Source organism: Gilliamella bombi, from assembly GCF_900103255.1.
Taxonomy (GTDB): Bacteria; Pseudomonadota; Gammaproteobacteria; order Enterobacterales; family Orbaceae; genus Gilliamella; species Gilliamella bombi.
Map to the genome: position 1 here is coordinate 1 of NZ_FMWS01000027.1, position 18,259 is coordinate 18,259.

General features: G+C 34.2%; 19 protein-coding genes and 2 pseudogenes. 2 read left to right on the plus strand and 19 right to left on the minus strand.

The genetic code is table 11. The features are described 5' to 3' along the window. From B9N71_RS12795 to B9N71_RS06250, 17 genes and pseudogenes are all read right to left on the minus strand, one after another. Positions 1-122, minus strand: a 122-nt coding sequence (locus B9N71_RS12795) for a transposase (protein WP_143422065.1), incomplete at its 3' end; no start/stop codon positions are given. Between the two features lie 69 nt (positions 123-191). Beyond that, a pseudogene (celB, locus tag B9N71_RS06175) lies at positions 192-413 on the minus strand (PTS cellobiose transporter subunit IIC); the annotation flags it as partial. A gap of 14 nt (positions 414-427) precedes the next feature. Further along, complete coding sequence (locus B9N71_RS06180) at positions 428-913, minus strand: hypothetical protein (RefSeq protein ID WP_085164851.1); 486 nt, start codon at positions 911-913, stop codon at positions 428-430. Between the two features lie 15 nt (positions 914-928). Further along, entirely contained in the window at positions 929-1,267 is a 339-nt protein-coding gene (locus tag B9N71_RS06185; protein WP_065590884.1) for a PTS cellobiose transporter subunit IIA, read from the minus strand. Between the two features lie 14 nt (positions 1,268-1,281). Beyond that, a complete protein-coding gene (locus B9N71_RS06190) occupies positions 1,282-3,291 on the minus strand; it encodes a BglG family transcription antiterminator (RefSeq protein WP_085164874.1) in 2,010 nt (669 codons plus the stop codon). A gap of 171 nt (positions 3,292-3,462) precedes the next feature. After that, positions 3,463-3,780 carry a PTS cellobiose transporter subunit IIB gene (locus tag B9N71_RS06195; RefSeq protein ID WP_065590867.1) on the minus strand — a complete coding sequence of 106 codons (318 nt, stop codon included), beginning with the start codon at positions 3,778-3,780 and terminating at the stop codon, positions 3,463-3,465. A gap of 25 nt (positions 3,781-3,805) precedes the next feature. Next, a complete protein-coding gene (locus B9N71_RS06200) occupies positions 3,806-5,242 on the minus strand; it encodes a 6-phospho-beta-glucosidase (RefSeq protein WP_085164852.1) in 1,437 nt (478 codons plus the stop codon). Between the two features lie 213 nt (positions 5,243-5,455). Further along, positions 5,456-5,740, minus strand: a complete 285-nt coding sequence (locus B9N71_RS06205) for a YciI family protein (protein WP_085164854.1) — start codon at positions 5,738-5,740, stop codon at positions 5,456-5,458. 83 nt (positions 5,741-5,823) lie between these two features. Beyond that, positions 5,824-6,051: a ChaB family protein gene (locus B9N71_RS06210; protein ID WP_065590864.1), complete on the minus strand. Its 228-nt coding sequence runs from the start codon at positions 6,049-6,051 to the stop codon at positions 5,824-5,826. A 262-nt stretch (positions 6,052-6,313) separates the two neighbouring features. Beyond that, on the minus strand, positions 6,314-7,219 hold the full coding sequence (era, locus tag B9N71_RS06215; protein WP_085164856.1) for a GTPase Era: 906 nt from the start codon (positions 7,217-7,219) through the stop codon (positions 6,314-6,316). Beyond that, entirely contained in the window at positions 7,216-7,893 is a 678-nt protein-coding gene (gene rnc / locus B9N71_RS06220; RefSeq protein ID WP_370738304.1) for a ribonuclease III, read from the minus strand. Before rnc ends, era begins: the two co-directional genes overlap by 4 nt. 8 nt (positions 7,894-7,901) lie before the next feature. Beyond that, positions 7,902-8,897, minus strand: coding sequence for a signal peptidase I (lepB, locus tag B9N71_RS06225; RefSeq protein WP_085164859.1), 996 nt, complete (start codon positions 8,895-8,897; stop codon positions 7,902-7,904). Positions 8,898-8,945: 48 nt separating this feature from the next. Continuing rightward, on the minus strand, positions 8,946-10,742 hold the full coding sequence (lepA, locus tag B9N71_RS06230; protein WP_085164861.1) for a translation elongation factor 4: 1,797 nt from the start codon (positions 10,740-10,742) through the stop codon (positions 8,946-8,948). A 155-nt stretch (positions 10,743-10,897) separates the two neighbouring features. Beyond that, entirely contained in the window at positions 10,898-11,881 is a 984-nt protein-coding gene (locus B9N71_RS06235) for a MucB/RseB C-terminal domain-containing protein (RefSeq protein ID WP_085164863.1), read from the minus strand. 6 nt (positions 11,882-11,887) lie between these two features. After that, complete coding sequence (locus B9N71_RS06240; RefSeq protein WP_085164865.1) at positions 11,888-12,466, minus strand: RseA family anti-sigma factor; 579 nt, start codon at positions 12,464-12,466, stop codon at positions 11,888-11,890. Positions 12,467-12,516: 50 nt separating this feature from the next. Beyond that, positions 12,517-13,089: an RNA polymerase sigma factor RpoE gene (rpoE, locus tag B9N71_RS06245; RefSeq protein ID WP_034909980.1), complete on the minus strand. Its 573-nt coding sequence runs from the start codon at positions 13,087-13,089 to the stop codon at positions 12,517-12,519. 219 nt (positions 13,090-13,308) lie between these two features. After that, positions 13,309-15,792 (minus strand): class I adenylate cyclase, encoded by a 2,484-nt coding sequence (locus B9N71_RS06250; RefSeq protein ID WP_085164867.1) that lies wholly within the window; start codon positions 15,790-15,792, stop codon positions 13,309-13,311. A gap of 113 nt (positions 15,793-15,905) precedes the next feature. Here B9N71_RS06250 and B9N71_RS06255 point away from each other — a divergent pair, with 113 nt between their 5' ends. Together B9N71_RS06255 and B9N71_RS06260 are read left to right on the plus strand one after the other, a co-directional pair. After that, a complete protein-coding gene (locus B9N71_RS06255; RefSeq protein WP_085164869.1) occupies positions 15,906-16,517 on the plus strand; it encodes an NUDIX hydrolase in 612 nt (203 codons plus the stop codon). Positions 16,518-16,874: 357 nt separating this feature from the next. After that, on the plus strand, positions 16,875-17,675 hold the full coding sequence (locus B9N71_RS06260) for a YdgH/BhsA/McbA-like domain containing protein (RefSeq protein WP_167370066.1): 801 nt from the start codon (positions 16,875-16,877) through the stop codon (positions 17,673-17,675). Positions 17,676-17,788: 113 nt separating this feature from the next. On the opposite strand, the gene B9N71_RS06265 is transcribed toward B9N71_RS06260, so the two are convergent. Both B9N71_RS06265 and B9N71_RS12990 read right to left on the minus strand, forming a co-directional pair. Continuing rightward, positions 17,789-18,070: an IS30 family transposase gene (locus B9N71_RS06265; protein ID WP_085164873.1), complete on the minus strand. Its 282-nt coding sequence runs from the start codon at positions 18,068-18,070 to the stop codon at positions 17,789-17,791. A gap of 7 nt (positions 18,071-18,077) precedes the next feature. Continuing rightward, positions 18,078-18,259, minus strand: a pseudogene (locus tag B9N71_RS12990) (IS30 family transposase); the annotation flags it as partial.

Consider the following 18,259-nt stretch of genomic DNA (forward strand, 5'->3'; position numbering starts at 1 on the left):
GATGGTGTCAAATCATATTCGGCAACGATTTCACTACGTGATTTACCATGTTGATAAAGACTGACCATTTGCTGTTTAAAATCATCTGTGAATGTTCGTCTTTTGCGTTTAATCTTATTCATATTTGTTCCTTTTTTAGTTGTGATAAGTTTACCTTACCCCTTAAAAAAGTTGTATGATTTAGTGTAGCCGATCCAAAGATCACTCACTCTAAAAAAAGTATTTTCAAAAAAAACTTCTAATCCCGTAAATGTCATTGGCAATGTGTTAAATACTAAAAACATTGAACCTACAATAGAAAAAGGTACAGACGCCATCCCCGCAGCCATTACTGCTCGAACAATTTTAAATTGCGATATTTTAGCCATGGGCGTCATCAGATATTTCTGCAAAATAACAAATCCCGTATTCATTTTATTGTCCTCTTTTAATTAATAAATTTTTCGTAAGCTTGGATTCTTTTAAAATGCTGATCCCGATTATGTTGAATATTATTTAGCTTTTTAAGCATTAAAAACGTAATAATTAAACTCAATACCTGTAATATCGCCAATACATGTAATGTATCTTGCGTCTGTTTTAAAAATGGATAGAAAATTTGATACAAAGGGGTATAGAGAGTAATAATGAGTGCCGTAAAGACTATTGCTAAAGTACGATAAAATAATCTTGCATAAGGCAATTTGTTGCAATGATTACGATAAAGCTTAATTTGTTCCCATGTGGTAAGTATTCCCAAAACAAAAAGAGTAAGCGGTAAAATAGCGACTATTGACAATGAACCTATTAGAAAGGTTGCCCAATAAAGATTCAAAAATAAAAAAAATGCAGTGGTATAGCGAATCACTAAAAATCGATTAAAATAGAGATTAGTTAGGCTGATTTTTTTATGCATTGTTAGATCTTCTGTCATTATGCCACTCCTTATTTAGCTTTTTAGTTTTATTTCTAACTCATGATGTTTTTCATATAGATGTAACATTTCAATTGCCATTTCTCGAAAGCTCATGGTTGTCATTAAGTGATCTTGTGCATGTACCATAATAATTTCCATTGTGATTTTGGTACCTTTGGCATAATTTTGCAGTAGTTCTGTTTGGGAATGGTGTGCTTGTAAGATTTCTTTATTCGCTTCTTCAAGAAGCTGATTTGCGCCAATAAAATCAGCTTGTCTCATCGTCTTAAAAGCCTCGTGGATTTTAGTTTTAGCATTACCACTATACAAAATAATATTAAAAGCAATAAGTTGAATATCCTCTGAGCTCATTTCTTTATTCATTGCTATACCTCTTTTTCAATAAGTTGGATAAAAAGTCGTTTAAATTGGTTAAAGTTTTGTGTTTTTAACAGTTTTGTTTGCATTTCTAAATCGTCAATCAATTTGACAATAGCTTTTGTCATCATTGATAAAGTCGGGTTTTGATAAATAGATGGTGAAATCATAAAGATAAAGTGAATTTTTGGATAATTGTGATCCCAAAATAATCCATCAGGAATAATTGCAATACCAATTTTAGACAATTTTCCCACAGGCATTGCTGGATGTGGTACTACGATAGTTGGGCTAAAGAAAATATCACCTAATAGCATACGATTTTCCATTTGTGCTATCATCTTTTGCTTATAATTGTTATCTTCATTTAGTACTAAAAGATCAAGCAAACCATCTAAAACTTGTTCTTTACTTTGGGTACCACTGCATTGGTAGAAATAATCAGCGGATAGTTCATCTACCATTTGTTCAACATTACTAAGATGATCTAAAGTATTTGATGATGCAAATGTTGATATTGGCTCTGTATGTGCCGAGATAAGCATAATTGGTGACGATAAATGACGACGAATTTTTTGTATATCATCTTCTGTAAAAAATACAGAGACGTGAAAAACAGGGACTTTAAATACTTTTGATGATAGATCAACTGACGAGATAATAAAATCAACCTTATCCAATACTTTGGGTTCAATTTCATAATAGCCTTGCGTTGCAACGATTTTGATTCTTTCATTAAACTCGCATTCAACGCGATTTTTTAGTAGTTGAGCACTACCCTGCCCAGTTGCACAAATAATTAACACTTTAGCCTTTTGTTCATTTTTTAACTTTTCTATCGAAGCTAAAAAGTGCAAAGTCAAATAACCCCATTCATCATCAGGAATCGTAAATTTTTTAAGTTCAGGAAGCTGGTTAAGGTATTTTTTAACTAACTCAAACAATTCTGGAGAGTTTGTTTTAATTTCATCAAGCAATGGGTTTTTCAATTTTATATGCTGTTCTAAGCGGACAATCATCGGTTTTAGATGCTGAATAATTCCGTTTTTCAATTGCTCATCGTTTAAAAATAAATATCCAGTTTCTTGCTGTAATCTAAATAATAAATTAGTCAAAGATAAATACAGCTCGGAGTTAAAATCATTTTGAATAAAATTTGATTTACTAATCAAATGCAATGTTAAATACATTTGTTCTTCTTTAGGAAAACAAAAACCAATCACTTTTTCTACTCTATTGATGATTTTTTTAGCGACTTGATATTCCAATTTCTTTTTAGTAGATTGTGGCATATCAAGATTTTGAATAGAAAGCCCTAACTGTAACCGTTTGATGCTTAATGATAAATGCAAGACGATGTTTTGTATCATTACATCAGATAATTTTATTTTTGCCTCACGACACTCATCTAAAATAATAATGGTTAACGTATCTAAGCCAATTACATCATTGAACTTGTTTAAATAAGTTAGATGCTGCAGAAAATTAATCGATTCTTCATGAAAAAAATAGCTCAAAATAAAATGTCGTTTTGCTTTTTCCTCACCTTCAACATAAAACAGAGATTGACTTTTTCTAATAGTAAGCCCATAAGGTTGGAGTTGGTGTTTGATTTCTAAAATATCTTTATTTAGTTGAGAAGAGCTAATAAATAATTGTTCAGCTAATTCTTCTATATCGATTTTTTGGCTTTCTAATAATAATAAATTAAGAATATGGTGTTTTCTCTGACATACTTCTCGACAATTTGCTTGTTCTACATTGCGATCTAATAAATGATGCTCAATTAAAAATAAATTGAAAGCTGTTCTATCTTTAATTTGTAATTTGTAACCATAACCTTGTTTACTAATAATAGATCCACCGTGACTTTCAATTAACGATTTCAAATCATTAAGATAAGTGCGAACAGTACGATCTGATAATGCTAACTCATTTGCTAGTAATGCACTGCTTTTGAATAGATTTTTAGAACGAACCAATAAACTAATAAGGTCACGCTGTTTATTTTTAATCACTATCATCCATACCTGTGTCAACTAAAACCATATTATTAATAATATAGTGAATACTTTTAACTATTACATAAGTACACCACACACCAACGTAAGATAGTAAGGCGCTGCTATTTTATTAATCTATTCACAACGCCAAATCATATCGCTAAAGCCGATATATATTGATTTAAATTAGTTTATATTCTCCTCTACTAACTTAGCCAATTGTTCAATGCCTGATTGAACGGGTATATAAGCCTGAAAAGGAATACTCACAACAGGCTTACCGACTTCTTCCCCTAATTTTTTAAATTTATCAAGCATCATCATAGTTTGCGGGCTAATTAAAAAGAGTGAAAAATCACTATTTTGAATCATATTTCCGCCTTCGGTTGCCGAGACTGCATCAACCAAAATTGTTTTATCTTTGCTAGCAAAATATTCTGTTACTTTTTTAGCCATTAATGATGATGACATACCTGCCGCACAAATGATTAATGCTTTTTTCATAAATTCCCCTAGAAATAGTTATGCTTTATAAGACTTCGCCATTAGACTCAATGACTTTTTTAAACCATGTGAACGAGGATTTGCGACTACGTTTTAGTGAACCGTTACCTTCGTTATCTTTATCAACATAGATAAATCCATAACGTTTTTCCATTTCACCTGTCCCTGCTGAAACAAGATCAATACATCCCCAAGGAGTGTATCCCATCAAATCAACCCCATCTTCTTCAACAGCAAGTTTCATTTGTTTAATATGTTCACGCAGATAATCAATACGGTAAGCATCGTGCACGCTACCATCAGCTTCGACTTTATCGTAGGCGCCAAAACCATTTTCAACTATGAAAAGCGGTAAACGATACATATCAGTTAACCAATTAAGTGTATAACGAAGTCCCTCAGGATCGATTTGCCAACCCCAATCTGATTTTTTAACATATTGATTGCCGATCAGATCGGTTTTTTCGTTATATTCATAGCTTTCATTATCTTCTTTTTTCCTAATTGCATTAGACATGTAATAGCTAAAGCCAATGTAATCAACTGTTCCATTTTTCAAGATCTCAAGATCTTGATTGGTGATATCAAGTTTAAAATCTTTACGTTGCCAATAATTTTTAATATGGTTTGGATACTGACCATGGACATGAACATCACCAAAAAAATATTTACGCTCCATCGCCTTTTGTGCCATTAGAATATCACCTGGTTTACAAGTCTCTGGATAGATAGGGATCATCGCCAACATACAGCCTATTTCAAAATCAGGATTAATAGCATGACCAATTTGTACCGCTTTAGCACTAGCAACTAATTCATAATGTGCAGCTTGATACATAATCTGCTCGCGATCGTCGCTTTGTTTATAGAAAATACCTGAGTTAGTAAACGGTGCAAAATCTTCATTAAAGTTAGCTTGATTATTGATTTCGTTAAAAGTCATCCAATATTTGACTTTATTCTTATAGCGATCAAAACATACCTCAGCAAAACGGACAAAAAAATCAATTAATTTACGATTACGGAATCCACCATACTCAGTAACAAGGTAATAAGGTAATTCAAAATGAGAAAGTGTAACAACTGGCTCAATATTGTATTTTAAGCATTCATCAAAAAGATCATCATAAAATTTTAACCCATCTTCATTTGGTGCAAGTTCATCACCTTTTGGAAAGATACGAGTCCAAGCAATAGAAGTACGAAAACATTTAAAACCCATTTCAGCAAATAACTTAATATCATCTTTATAATGATGATAAAAATCGATAGCTTCATGATTAGGATAATATTCACCTTCAATAACACCTTCAGTAATTTTACGATAACTTTTTGGTGAACCAACAGTCATCACATCAGCGACACTTATTCCTTTTCCACCAACTTGCCAAGCACCTTCTAATTGATGAGCAGCAACAGCACCACCCCACAAAAAATCTTTTGGTAAACCTCTATTCTTCATAATTAAGTACCTGTGTTTATTGATAATTCAAATTTAGTATAAAAGGAAAAAAATAGAATTACTAACCAACTTTTTCCGTATTGATCAGGAAAAATATAAGTATATTTGGGTAGGAAAGGTGATTAATGAAATGTGCAGTTTTTTGTGATATTTACCGAAATGCGATAAATATCACAAAATGAATGATAAATTTTAAATATTTGAAGTTAACTTTTAAATAAATTCTTCAAACCCATCAGTATATTTTGATGGCACAAACTCGATAATCTCATATTGAGCAATGTGATGAATATAAAACGGATCTTTTTGCAATATTGCTAGCGCTTGCTCTTTATTCTCAGCACGACAAATAATCACACCACCTGTACGAGGGACTTTTGGACCTGATGCAATAAAATGTCCCGTTCGGTAATAGTCCTCAAGATAATCAATATGCTGTGACAAATATTTTTCTACTTCGGTAATGGGCTTCACATAAGTAAGTGTACAAATATACATATATATATCTCCTAAATAAATATACAAAAAATAAATTTTTCAAAATATTAAGCTGTGTTGCTCAACTTAAACCATTTAAATATCTATTTAGCTACCCATTTACCATCTTCACCTTTGTGATAAACCTTTTCGACAGCAGCCCAAGCTACTTTAAAAGCAATCGTTTCTGGTGCACTGTTATCACGCCGTTTATGCGGATCTTGATATTCCTTAATTGCACTATTAAATGCTTCTTTAAAAATATCTTGCGCATGTTCAGGCAAGACATGGCGTACTGAATCAGGTAAATCTTCACGTGTTTTATATGGCATATCACATCCCCCCTCATAAATTAATTTTGATGGCTGAAAATTTAAAATGGTAATAGTAAAATAGCACATTCATCGAATATATTATCGTCTATAAAATAATATAATTACTAGGGCGTGGATCGGCTACACTAATTAGTACCAGTTTTCAATGCGATAAATAAATATTCTTAAGTCTTTTGTTTACAACATCGAAAAGAGGGAAATAAAATTAAAAAATCAGGCATATTTATGCCTGATGAATAACTAAAATCAAGTAAGATCTTTAATCATCACTATAACCCAAACTACGCAACGCTCGTTCATCATCAGCCCAGCCTGCTTTGACTTTTACCCAAAGCTCTAGATGGACTTTGTTGTCGAAAAATGATTGCATGTCTTTGCGCGCTTCAATACCAATTTTTTTGATTTTTTCACCTTTGTTGCCGATGACCATTTTCTTTTGTCCTTCACGTTCAACTAAGATTAATCCGTTAATGCGGTACATTCCATTACGTTCGTCAACTTTAAATTGTTCAATTTCAACCGTTACTGAATAAGGTAATTCATCACCTAAAAAACGCATAAGTTTTTCACGGATAATTTCTGATGCCATAAAGCGTTGCGAGCGGTCGGTAATGTAATCTTCAGGGAAATGGTGTTCACCTTCTGGTAAGTGTTTTTTGACGATATCTTTTATAATATCTACACCTTCTCCTTTTTCAGCGCTAATTGGCACAACATCAAGGAAGTTAATTTTTTGGCTTATCGCTTGAATATGCGGTAATAATTGTGTTTTGTCGGTGACGTTGTCAATTTTATTAATTACTAACAGAACTGGGCTTTTGCAATCTTTGAGTTTGTTGGCGACCATTTCGTCGTCGTCATTCCAATGTGTGCCTTCAACCACAAAAATAACGAGTTCAACATCCCCTATTGAGCTGCTTGCAGCACGATTCATTAAGCGGTTTATGGCTCTTTTTTCTTCAATATGAAGTCCGGGAGTATCGATATAGATAATTTGGTCATTATCCTGCGTGTCAATACCCACAATTCGGTGACGGGTCGTTTGCGCTTTGCGTGATGTAATCGAAATTTTTTGACCAAGCAATTGGTTTAGTAGCGTTGATTTACCTACATTTGGTCGCCCGACAATGGCGACAAATCCACAATGTTGTGTTGTTTCTGTCATTTTATACCTAATTGGTTGAGTGCTTCTTGTGCGGCAGCTTGTTCTGCTTTTCGGCGACTTAAGCCACGACCTAAATATTCATGGCTATCATTGTCAATTTTGCATTGAATTAAGAATTCTTGTTCGTGGTTATCGCCAGTTACTTCAAGAATTAAATAACATGGGCGCGGACGATGAATTCCTTGTAAGTATTCTTGTAATCTTGTTTTGGCATCTTTTTGTTTAATACCAGGTTGAATTTGAGTCAAGCGGCTTTGGTACCATGATAAGATTAGTGAACGAACTGTATCGAGGTTGCTATCTAGATAAATGGCACCAATTATGGCTTCTACAGCATCAGAAATAATCGATTCGCGACGAAAACCACCACTTTTGAGTTCACCTTGTCCTAAAATAAGGTGATCGCCCAATTTAAAATCCTTACCAATTTCGGCAAGTGTTTGCCCGCAAACAAGTGTTGCGCGCATTTGGCTTAGATCGCCTTCATCTTGTTTGGAAAAACGGTGATAAAGTTCATCGGCTATGACAAGACTTAAAATAGAATCCCCTAAAAACTCTAAACGCTCGTTATGCAATTTATTAGCACTTCGATGAGTAAGGGCTAATTCAAGTAGGGATGTATCTTGAAACATATAGCCGATTGATTGTTGAATTTGACTAAATTTTTTCATAATTATAGCTATTAGTGTATACCGCCAATACGACTAAAGCGGATTCCTGTTGGCCATTCGTTTGGTTGTTTTTCAAAGCTGATCCAAATCGCAGTTGCTTTACCCACAAAATTACCTTCGGGTACAAAGCCAAAGTATCGACTGTCACCGCTGTTGTCACGGTTGTCACCCATCATAAAGTAATGACCTTGTGGTACAACCCAAGTGGCTATCGGTTGTCCATCCTGATGATAAAAATAGCTAGGATTTTCTTGTGAACCTTGAGTGGTTAGAATATCATGCGGTGTGTCACCAAGAGTTTCTTGTTGAATATTCATATTTAATGTCATGATAGACTGAGAATCAACAATACCTTTATCCGCATATTGTTCTAGCGTGTAAAAGTTTGATTTGAACTGTTCATGCACCTCTTTCCAGTTACTTGGCCTTGGTTCGCTGTAATGCAAATTGAGCGGCTGTGATTGTTGCCCTTCGCAATTTGCATCTGTTGCTTGGCAAGCAGGATAGATTAAGATTTGCTTTTCTTTTACTAAATAGACGATTTTGTCACCTGGCAAGCCGACAACCCGCTTTATAAGATCCATTTGAGGCACATTTGGGTGTTTAAATACGGCAACATCACCACGTTTTGGTTGTCCTGTCGGAATAATGACGGTGTTAGTAATAGGATCACGCACACCATAAGAAAATTTTTCAACCGCAATAAAGTCGCCAATTAGTAATGTTTGCATCATTGATCCTGATGGAATTTGAAACGGTTCATAGATGAATGAACGAATAACAAACACGACAAACAATACCGGAAAAAACGATGCCAAATTTTCAACCCAACCTTTGGGTTTACCCACTTGAGCAAGTATCTTTCCATCAACTTCGCCATTGCTTTGGGTACGGATTTCTTCAACTTTACGTTGTCTTGCTGGTTTCCATTTGAATTTTTCTAAAAACCAAAAGATACCAGTAATGAGTGTTGCTAGTGCTAATATGATGGCAAATGTTCCAGCCATTTTTTTCCCTCTTTAAATAAATCTTTTTATTGATTTGTTTTTAATTAGTTAATCTTTTCCTACATGCAAAATGGCTAAAAAAGCTTCTTGCGGTAATTCGACATTACCTATTTGTTTCATGCGCTTTTTACCTTCTTTTTGCTTCTGTAAAAGTTTCTTTTTACGACTCACATCGCCACCATAACATTTGGCTAATACATTTTTGCGTAGTTGTTTGACCGTTGATCTTGCTATGACATGATTACCGATAGTCGCTTGTATGGCAATATCAAATAGTTGACGAGGAATAAGATCTTTCATTTTTTCAACTAATTCTCGTCCACGATATGGTGCATTGTCTTTGTGGGTAATTAAGGCTAATGCGTCAACACGTTCACCATTAATTAATACATCTAACCTTACCATGTCGGCAGCTTGGAATCGTTTAAAACTGTAATCTAATGATGCATACCCACGCGAAGTCGATTTTAGTTTGTCAAAAAAGTCTAATACAACTTCGGTCATTGGGATTTCGTACGTTAAAGCAACTTGATTGCCATGATAAACCATATTGGTTTGCACACCACGTTTTTCAACACAAAGTGTGATGACGTTGCCTAAATAAGTTTGCGGAACTAATATGTTACATTCTGCTATTGGTTCGCGTAATTCTTGAATGTTATTTACTGCTGGTAACTTGGCAGGGCTATCAACGTAGATAATGTCATTTGATGTAGTTAGTACTTCATAAACAACCGTCGGTGCAGTGGTTATCAAATCAAGGTTATATTCACGCTCTAGTCGTTCTTGAATGATTTCCATGTGTAATAAGCCAAGGAAACCACAACGGAATCCAAATCCTAAAGCTCCAGAATTTTCTGGCTCATAAAACAACGAGGCATCATTTAGGCTTAATTTGCCAAGGGCATCACGAAAAGCTTCGTAATCGTCAGAACTGGTTGGGAATAATCCAGCATAAACTTGTGGTTTGACCTTTTTGAAACCAGGTAATGGATTTTGCGCAGGTGCTTTTGCTAAAGTTAAGGTGTCGCCCACTGGCGCGCCTAGTATATCTTTGATCGCACAAACAACCCAACCCACTTCACCACAATGCAGGCATTGTTTGTCAATTTGCTTAGGGGTAAAAATGCCAAGTCGATCAACGTTATAAGTCATACCGGTACTCATTACTTTGATCTTATCACCTTTGTTTAATTCGCCATTTTTAATGCGAATTAATGAAACTACACCTAAATAATTATCAAACCATGAATCGATAATAAGTGCTTGCAATGGTGCTGTCGAGTCACCTTCTGGTGGTGGAATATCGCTGACCAATTGCTCAAGTACATCAATAACACCAACGCCAGTTTTTGCCGAGCAACGCACTGCATTGCTAGCATCAATACCTACAATATCTTCGATTTCGGCTGCAACGCGCTCTGGTTCAGCCGCAGGTAAGTCAATTTTGTTTAGAACAGGGACAACTTCAAGATCCATATCTAACGCAGTGTAGCAGTTTGCCAGTGTTTGAGCTTCAACACCTTGTCCCGCATCTACAACTAATAACGCCCCTTCACAAGCAGCTAGCGAGCGCGACACTTCATAAGAAAAGTCAACATGACCTGGTGTGTCAATAAAATTGAGCTGATATGTTTCGCCATTTTTAGCATGATAATCAAGGGTTACACTTTGTGCTTTGATCGTGATGCCACGTTCACGCTCAAGATCCATTGAATCAAGTACTTGAGCTTCCATTTCACGATCTGAAAGCCCACCACAAATTTGTATTATGCGGTCTGAAAGCGTTGATTTACCATGGTCAATATGAGCAATAATTGAAAAATTGCGGATATTTTTATTCATATTAATAAATTATAATTAGTATCTTGGTTATTAACGGTTAACTATCTAAAATGCCTTTTGGTTATGACCAATATTGCTAATAATTACATAGTCAGAAAGTGAAATATTTTACACTTTTATCGCTACCAAGCATAGCGTTATTAAGTAGTTTGCACTTATTTCTGAACAATATTTTGTGCAATACGTTCAATAGTAGTACGAGGTAAATTACCTATGATGATAATGTTTTTGTGACCTAAGTTGGTTGAATAAATAGTCCTTCCACCTTGTTGAATAATTTGATTAGCTTGTTTAGCTTGTTCAGATGAGATATTGACCGTAAACGAAAATACGCCATCCGAAAACAATTTAGTCGCGATGTCAGAACTATAAAAATTCAAATTATAAGCAGCCACTTCTTTAAATCCTTTAGGTAACCAAGCTAGTCGCCATTGGTCAAAAGCATTATTTTGTTTTTCAATCGATAATAAGATTGGGTAAGTTCGACTGGCGATATAATCTAGCTGTTCTTTCTTATCAAAATTTTTATCTAGTTGGATTACTTTTATCTGATTAATGATGTCGCTATTTTGATCTAATAAATCGATCCTAATTGGTAAACTGGTTTCATCATCAATCCAAATTACATAGCTATAACGGTCCTGTTCTTTAGCTATGATTTTAACTAATTTTGCGCTTCGATTAGCTGTTCTTGCTTTGCCTAAAAAAATAAAATCGTAAACCTCTTTAAGGTCATTAAAATTATTATAAACAACATCGGGGTAAGCTTCGATAATTCGTGAGCTAGTGATAGAAAATGATGAACTATTAGGCTGAAAGTAACTGGTTATGCCTTTATGTAAGATGATCTCTTTATCAGGACCTTCCAGATAGCGCAAGTAAGCATTAATATCTTCTTTTACAGGCGCACCTATATGGCTATATTCGAATGTGGTTACATATTGATTTTTATCTTGAGATACGAAGTAAATACGGTAATCTTGCGTTTGTACAGCGTGATTCATTTTGTTTAATAACGCAAAGGCATTCTCTGTATCGTTGGCATAAATCGATACTGAAAAAAATGCAAAAAACAGAGCGAATATTATTTTTCGGCTCTGTTTTATAAAATATTTGATAAAATAATTTGATGATTTCATTTAAAATTAGTGTGCATTTAATCTTTTTTGCAATTCATAATCTTGTACAAGCAATCTAATTTTGTCGTATTGTCGTTTTTCAAGTAATTGCTGATCGTTTTGTTGATGAATGCCACCTACAGGAGCCACACTTACACCAACTGGTACTGTATTTAGTGTAGGGCTTGCACTGGTACTATCTGTTTGTCCTTGATTATATTGTACACCTGCAATAATTCCAAGAGTGACACAAGCTGCAAGCCCAACTTGGCTTACTTTGCCTATAAAGTCCTTAACGTGAATCCAAATTAGGTTTTCAGCTTTTGGTAGCGAGGTTGTGTCAATATTAGGTTGATCAATTGGTTGATTGTATAAATCTTCAGTTGCTATCGCTTGTGCAATTTGGCTAGAGATATCTAAATTTAGTGAACTACTATGATTTAATGAATTACTGTGTAATTCACCTCGCATTGTATCTCTGATAATATGGTAACGATGCCAGCATGATTGCAAACTTTCATCATTTAATACTTCATCAACAATATGGTCGTTTGTAAACTCACCATCCATAAGTAATGAAAGTTGCTCTTTCTGTTCTATTTGCATAGTAAATACCTTAAATTTATGACTACTCTTTATTCATTTGTTTGTAGCCATTAACTGAGTAATGGTTTAATTTTTTCATCAATTGCATCACGAGCTCTAAAAATACGGGATCTCACTGTGCCAACTGGTACATCCATGATTTGAGCAATTTCTTCGTAGCTTAACCCTTCGATTTCGCGCAATGTAATTGCTGTTTTTAAATCATCAGGTAATGCTTCGATCGTTGCAAATACTGTTTTTTTTACTTCGTCTGAAAGCGCTAAATTTTCAGGATTATCAAGATCTCTTAATGAATCTGCACCTTCGTAACTTTCAGCTTCACTAGCATCTATATCTGATGATGGTGGCCGTCGTCCTTGAGACGTTAAGTAGTTCTTTGCTGTATTGACTGCAATTCGATACAGCCATGTGTAAAAAACACTTTCACCTTTAAAAAGACTTAATGATCGATATGCCTTAATAAAAGTCTCTTGCACAACATCAGGAACTTCGGACGCTAATACATAACGAGAAACCAAATGAGCCAGTTTGTTTTGATAACGAACAACAAGTAAATTAAATGCGTTTTTGTCTCCATTAAGAACGCGATCTACTAATACTTGGTCTGTTACTTGCTCCCCCATTAAAGGCCTTTCCTTATTTTGTTAATAACTGTCAATCGGCCCAAAGTTGTGCAGACATACAGTTAGATTCTTAAATTAGAAAAAAGTTCCCATTATTTTAATAGAAATTTAATTATTTTACTTATTAATTGTAAACTTTTATTATTTTTATACTAAAACACATAGTTACCTGAAACTTTTTGACATGATTACATCCAAGTTAGATCGTTTGCCGATCTTTTAATTAAGCGGGATAATCTGTCTTTCATCATGCTCATTATAAGTAATTTGATAAAATTGAGGTAGATTAAAATTAACTGAGCTACTGGTAGTAAATGAAAAGCGATCGTCAGATAAGATATAAAATTCGTTAATATCTTTAACCATATTATCTATTGAACCGTTGCAATTACGGTATATTTCAACTTGGTTATGTTCATTTAGAATGTAAAGATCAAAACCTGAATCAGTATTTTCAAAAAAGAATTGTATGATCCCTGCATAAGCGACGCTATCAATTTCTTTTGGTAGTTCATTTGTTTCGTCTAAAATGTTTAGTGGCCTACCTTGTATTTTGTTATTTGATACTGCACCATAAAAATCAATCGCATTTTCAAATTGATGACATGATACCCCTAATCGCTCAAAAAATAGATACCATGAAGCTCCACCGATCCTTAATGGTTTTACTTGCGTTGAGTTATTTTGAGTGGTAGTTAAACGTAAATCGATACATTCATCCATTAACTTTTTCATTTGTTGTTTGATTTCATCACTCTGGTACTCGCTATAACAAAATATTTCTAGCAAATTAGGCAAATCAGCATCTTTATGCATTCGATTTAGTAATTCCTTAATCGCCTGAAGCACTGATAGTGCACCGCTGAAATGGAGAACACGAATTTCGTTCCACGAATTGCGATAAAGAAGATCAATTGATCCCACTAAACTTAGCTCATTTTTACCATAATTAAGTACACTATTGGTCACTTCATCGTCTAATTCAATGTTAGCGGTCGGATCATCTTCTAAATTTAAAATAATAGCTAAATGACGAATTTCGCATGGTCCATATAGCTGTTCTTCAGTTGCTGCTGGCACATCAATAGGAAAGTAATTTTTTAGATCAACGATCAATTTATTAATTTTCGAATTATTTCTGTTTTCACCATCATGATAATAAAAGTGAGTGCTATCAGCAATTAAGCCGTTAAAATAACACCAACCTACTAGTTTTACTAAGTATTTGCTATATTCAAGATATTGATGGCCAATAATTGAGTGTAACATGGGTTTTTGATTGTAAACGTACCATCCTGCTCGATTGATACGATCTTCTGCAACATGAATAAATGTTAATGCTTCTTCTTGTAAATTATCAGATATATTGAGCTTTAAAGTTGTAATCTTTCCCGGTAATACTTCAAAAGCAGCATAGAGCTTTCGTGTTAATATCGCCAGATCTTGAGGACTAATTAATGAGTCTAAATTATTACGACGACCAAAATTGAGTAAATTTCGATAGCCGGACATCATGGTGTGTAATAAGATTTCGTGTATTTCTCGGACTTGCCCTATTTTCCAAGTTTGACAAGAATCTAATTTTGCAATTTGTTGCTCATCCCATCCCCAACTTTTAACTAGGTCACTTAAAATAGAGCGTCGCCATGACGACGATTGCATTGGGATAGAAAGTTTTTCGTTCACTTTTAAATAAAAGCAATTACGAATTAATTCAAGTCGTTCATAATCATTAATTTCAATGAGGTATTTACTGATTCTGTCCAACAGCATGTAATACGAATCAAGATACATTCCTTTATGAATTTCGCCTTTTTGAATCAGCTCCCTCATTTGATAAGCAACTGGTTTATTTTGTGGGTAAATCCATGAGTACGCTTCTAATAACAGGGTTTTAAGTACCGCTTTAAAAGGTGAATCAATACTTTTATAAAGTTGCCATAAACTTGCGCCAAAATACTCTTGAGCTGATAATCCAGTTAGTGGACCAAAATCAATCCATTGCTCTCGCTCGATTAAATTAAGATCAACCATCGCTTGAACGCACTTTTCATAAGTAGGATAAGTAAGGTTATTTACGGTGAAATTATAAGGTATTGCAAACCACAACAAGTATTTGCCAGCTAATAAATTTGCGGAACGGTAAAACTCCTCAAGTAACAAAATATGCTGTGCAGTTCCGCAATTTTCGCCCATTAGGCATTCATGATGTTTATTAATAAAACGATCAGCATCTACCACAAATAACGTTAATTTGACTTGCAAATTTGCTGCCCAGTCTTCGATCAAACGGCATTTTTGTTGTAAGGCTTCTTTTTGTTGATCTGTTAAATTGTTTTCAATGCATATCCAGATATCAAGATCAGATTGAATTGACTGTCCAATAGAACAGGTACTTCCCATTGTATATAAAGCGGATATGGCTGGGATGTTAATTATTTTATTTTCGTTAGTGGATGGAATAAAATCGAATTCAGTTTTAAGCCGTTTACTTACATCATCAGACAATTGATAGCAAGCAATACCTGAAGGTATATCGCCTTCCATATATCCTGGTAATTTAGGTGTGTGATAATGAAAAAGCGCAGGAAGTAATAAAAATACCTGCTGAAATTCAGGAGACATACCAATGATAGCACGCTCACGTTTCAATTTGGCAAGATCTTCAAGCTCTTTTTTTATGTTATTGATATAATATTGCATGGCTTCAATTAGATAAAACACGCGTATTAATTTAACGCTACTATTAAATCTAGCATGTTATTTGTGTAAGGTAAATAGAACAAAAATTTAAACCCTAAATAAAATGAATAATTATGATAACAATTGAAAATATTGCTAAACAGTTGCAAAAAAAAGAAAACACAAAATTTATCGATAATAAAGCTGCAGTATTATTGCCGATTATTGATATTGATCATCAATTGCATCTTTTATTTCAAATTAGATCTAGAAAATTAAAATGGCAACCTGGAGATATTTGCTTTCCTGGTGGGCGTGTGGAATTATCTGATACCAATCCCGAATACACAGCTAAACGTGAAACAGTTGAAGAATTGGGTATCCCCTTTAAGCACATAATAATTTTAGGAGCATTACCCAAGTTAATTGCAACATTAGGTATGGCTATTTATCCATTTGTTGGCACAATCAATTCACTTGATGATTTGAAACTAAATCATGATGAAGTCGAACAGATTTTTACCGTTCCTATTGAGTGGTTTATTCAAAATCCCCCTCAGCGTGCAACAATGTTTGTCGGGCATAAACCTTCTGATGATTTCCCTTTTGATATCATTTTAAACCGATCACCTAAATGGCAAAAAAGAGCTGAGTATTCTGTCTATTATTATCAGTATCACAATCGGGTTATTTGGGGATTAACTGCACAAATCCTTAAATTCTTTATTGAAAGAATTAGAGAATAATCTGTAGGAAAAATATAATTTAGAAAATATTAACATTCTTAATTAGCTCAAATTAACTCTTTTTTTGACAATTCATTTCATTTTAAACAATTAATGCTAGGCACCCTTCTATTTGATTAAAAGAACTTGAGGATTATTACTGAACGTCTTATAACAATAACAAGTTGTTTTACTATTTTTTCCTACCAAAACAACTATTAATGTCTTAACGCTTTTTACAAGTAGACAAGGACAACACATCAGGAGCTCTGCCAGTTCGAATACTTTCGAAGTAATATCAATAAATGTATTTGCAAATAAAATAAGCGTTAAACAACGATTTTCTATTTTAATAATTCAAAAATGAAGGAATATATTATGAAACGTTTTACCAAATCCTCTATTGCATTAGCCGTATTGTTATCATTACCTGTTGCTAGTCTTTATGCTGCTGAGCCATTAACTGCTAAAGAAAGTAGTCATTTAGTACCATTAAAAGAAATTTCAGTAACTGGAAGTTATTTACAAGCCGAAAATGCTGCTAAAGATATTTCTCGCGCTGCCGATGAAGCAGGTGCTAAATATTACTATATTACCGCAATGGAAAGTCCAGCTAATGGAACTTCTTCAGATCGTGCGATTGTTTATGCCAATATTTACAAATCTAACGCACCAATAGCCGTACAGAAAAATGAAACTATTTATAATGGCGTGGTTTCTTATGAACGTTCAAAAGCTCTTTACTATTTACCATTTGATGTTGTTAAATTTAAAGGTAATTACAATAACACTTCCGAAATTACCGAAGCTGCAAGTAAATTAGCCGCTGAAAAAAATGCCTATGCGTTTTATATCGATTCAATTTCATCTGATGATATTAGAAACCAAGCAGAAAATATCGAAGTTGCTTTATACAAACAAGACGCACCCGTTAGGGATTATATCGTCACAACAGCAATAGCAGGTCAAGATGCCTACGAAATTAGTAGCGAAGCATTTAAACATATGATGCCATTTAGTACTATTAGCTTCCATGGTGTATTTAACAATACAGCAGAAATCAGTGCCGCCGCACAAAAACATGCAGTTGCTAATGGTGCGCACTTTTATTATGTAAAAGAAGTATCATCTAACCCCGCAAGCACTGCACAAACTGTTTTTATAAATCTATATAAATAAGATTGTACGTAACTGAAATAAACCCACGTGAGCAATTTTACTTGCCCGTGGGCTTTGACTAAAAACACCTCAGATTTAGAATTAATTTTATTAAAGTTTTTATTTGTTTACTCCTAGATTACACCATGAAGTGCAATTTGTCTTAACTCCTCAGAATAAAAGGAGGCAGGGCTTTTAAACTTATGCCGTTTTCTTGGGCGTGTGTTCAATAGATATTGTATTTTCTTTATCTGTTCGTCGTCAACTAATGAAATGGCCGCTGACTTTGGTATAAACTGACGTATTAAGCCATTGGTGTTTTCATTTGTGCCTCTTTGCCAGCTTTTATAAGGCTCCGCAAAGTATACGGTAGTATTTAAATAATGCTCAATCGCATGATGATAATTAAATTCCATCCCATTATCAAATGGTGATGCTTTTAACCATCTTTTTAAACGGCGTTAGCAATTTTATTATCATATCTCTCGTTTCAAAGGCGGTGCGTTGATTAAGGCGTCCAATGAGTACGAGTCCAGTTTTGCGCTCAACTAACGTCAACAATGCTTGCTTGTCTTTACGGCTAATTATTGATCCTCGCCAAAAAA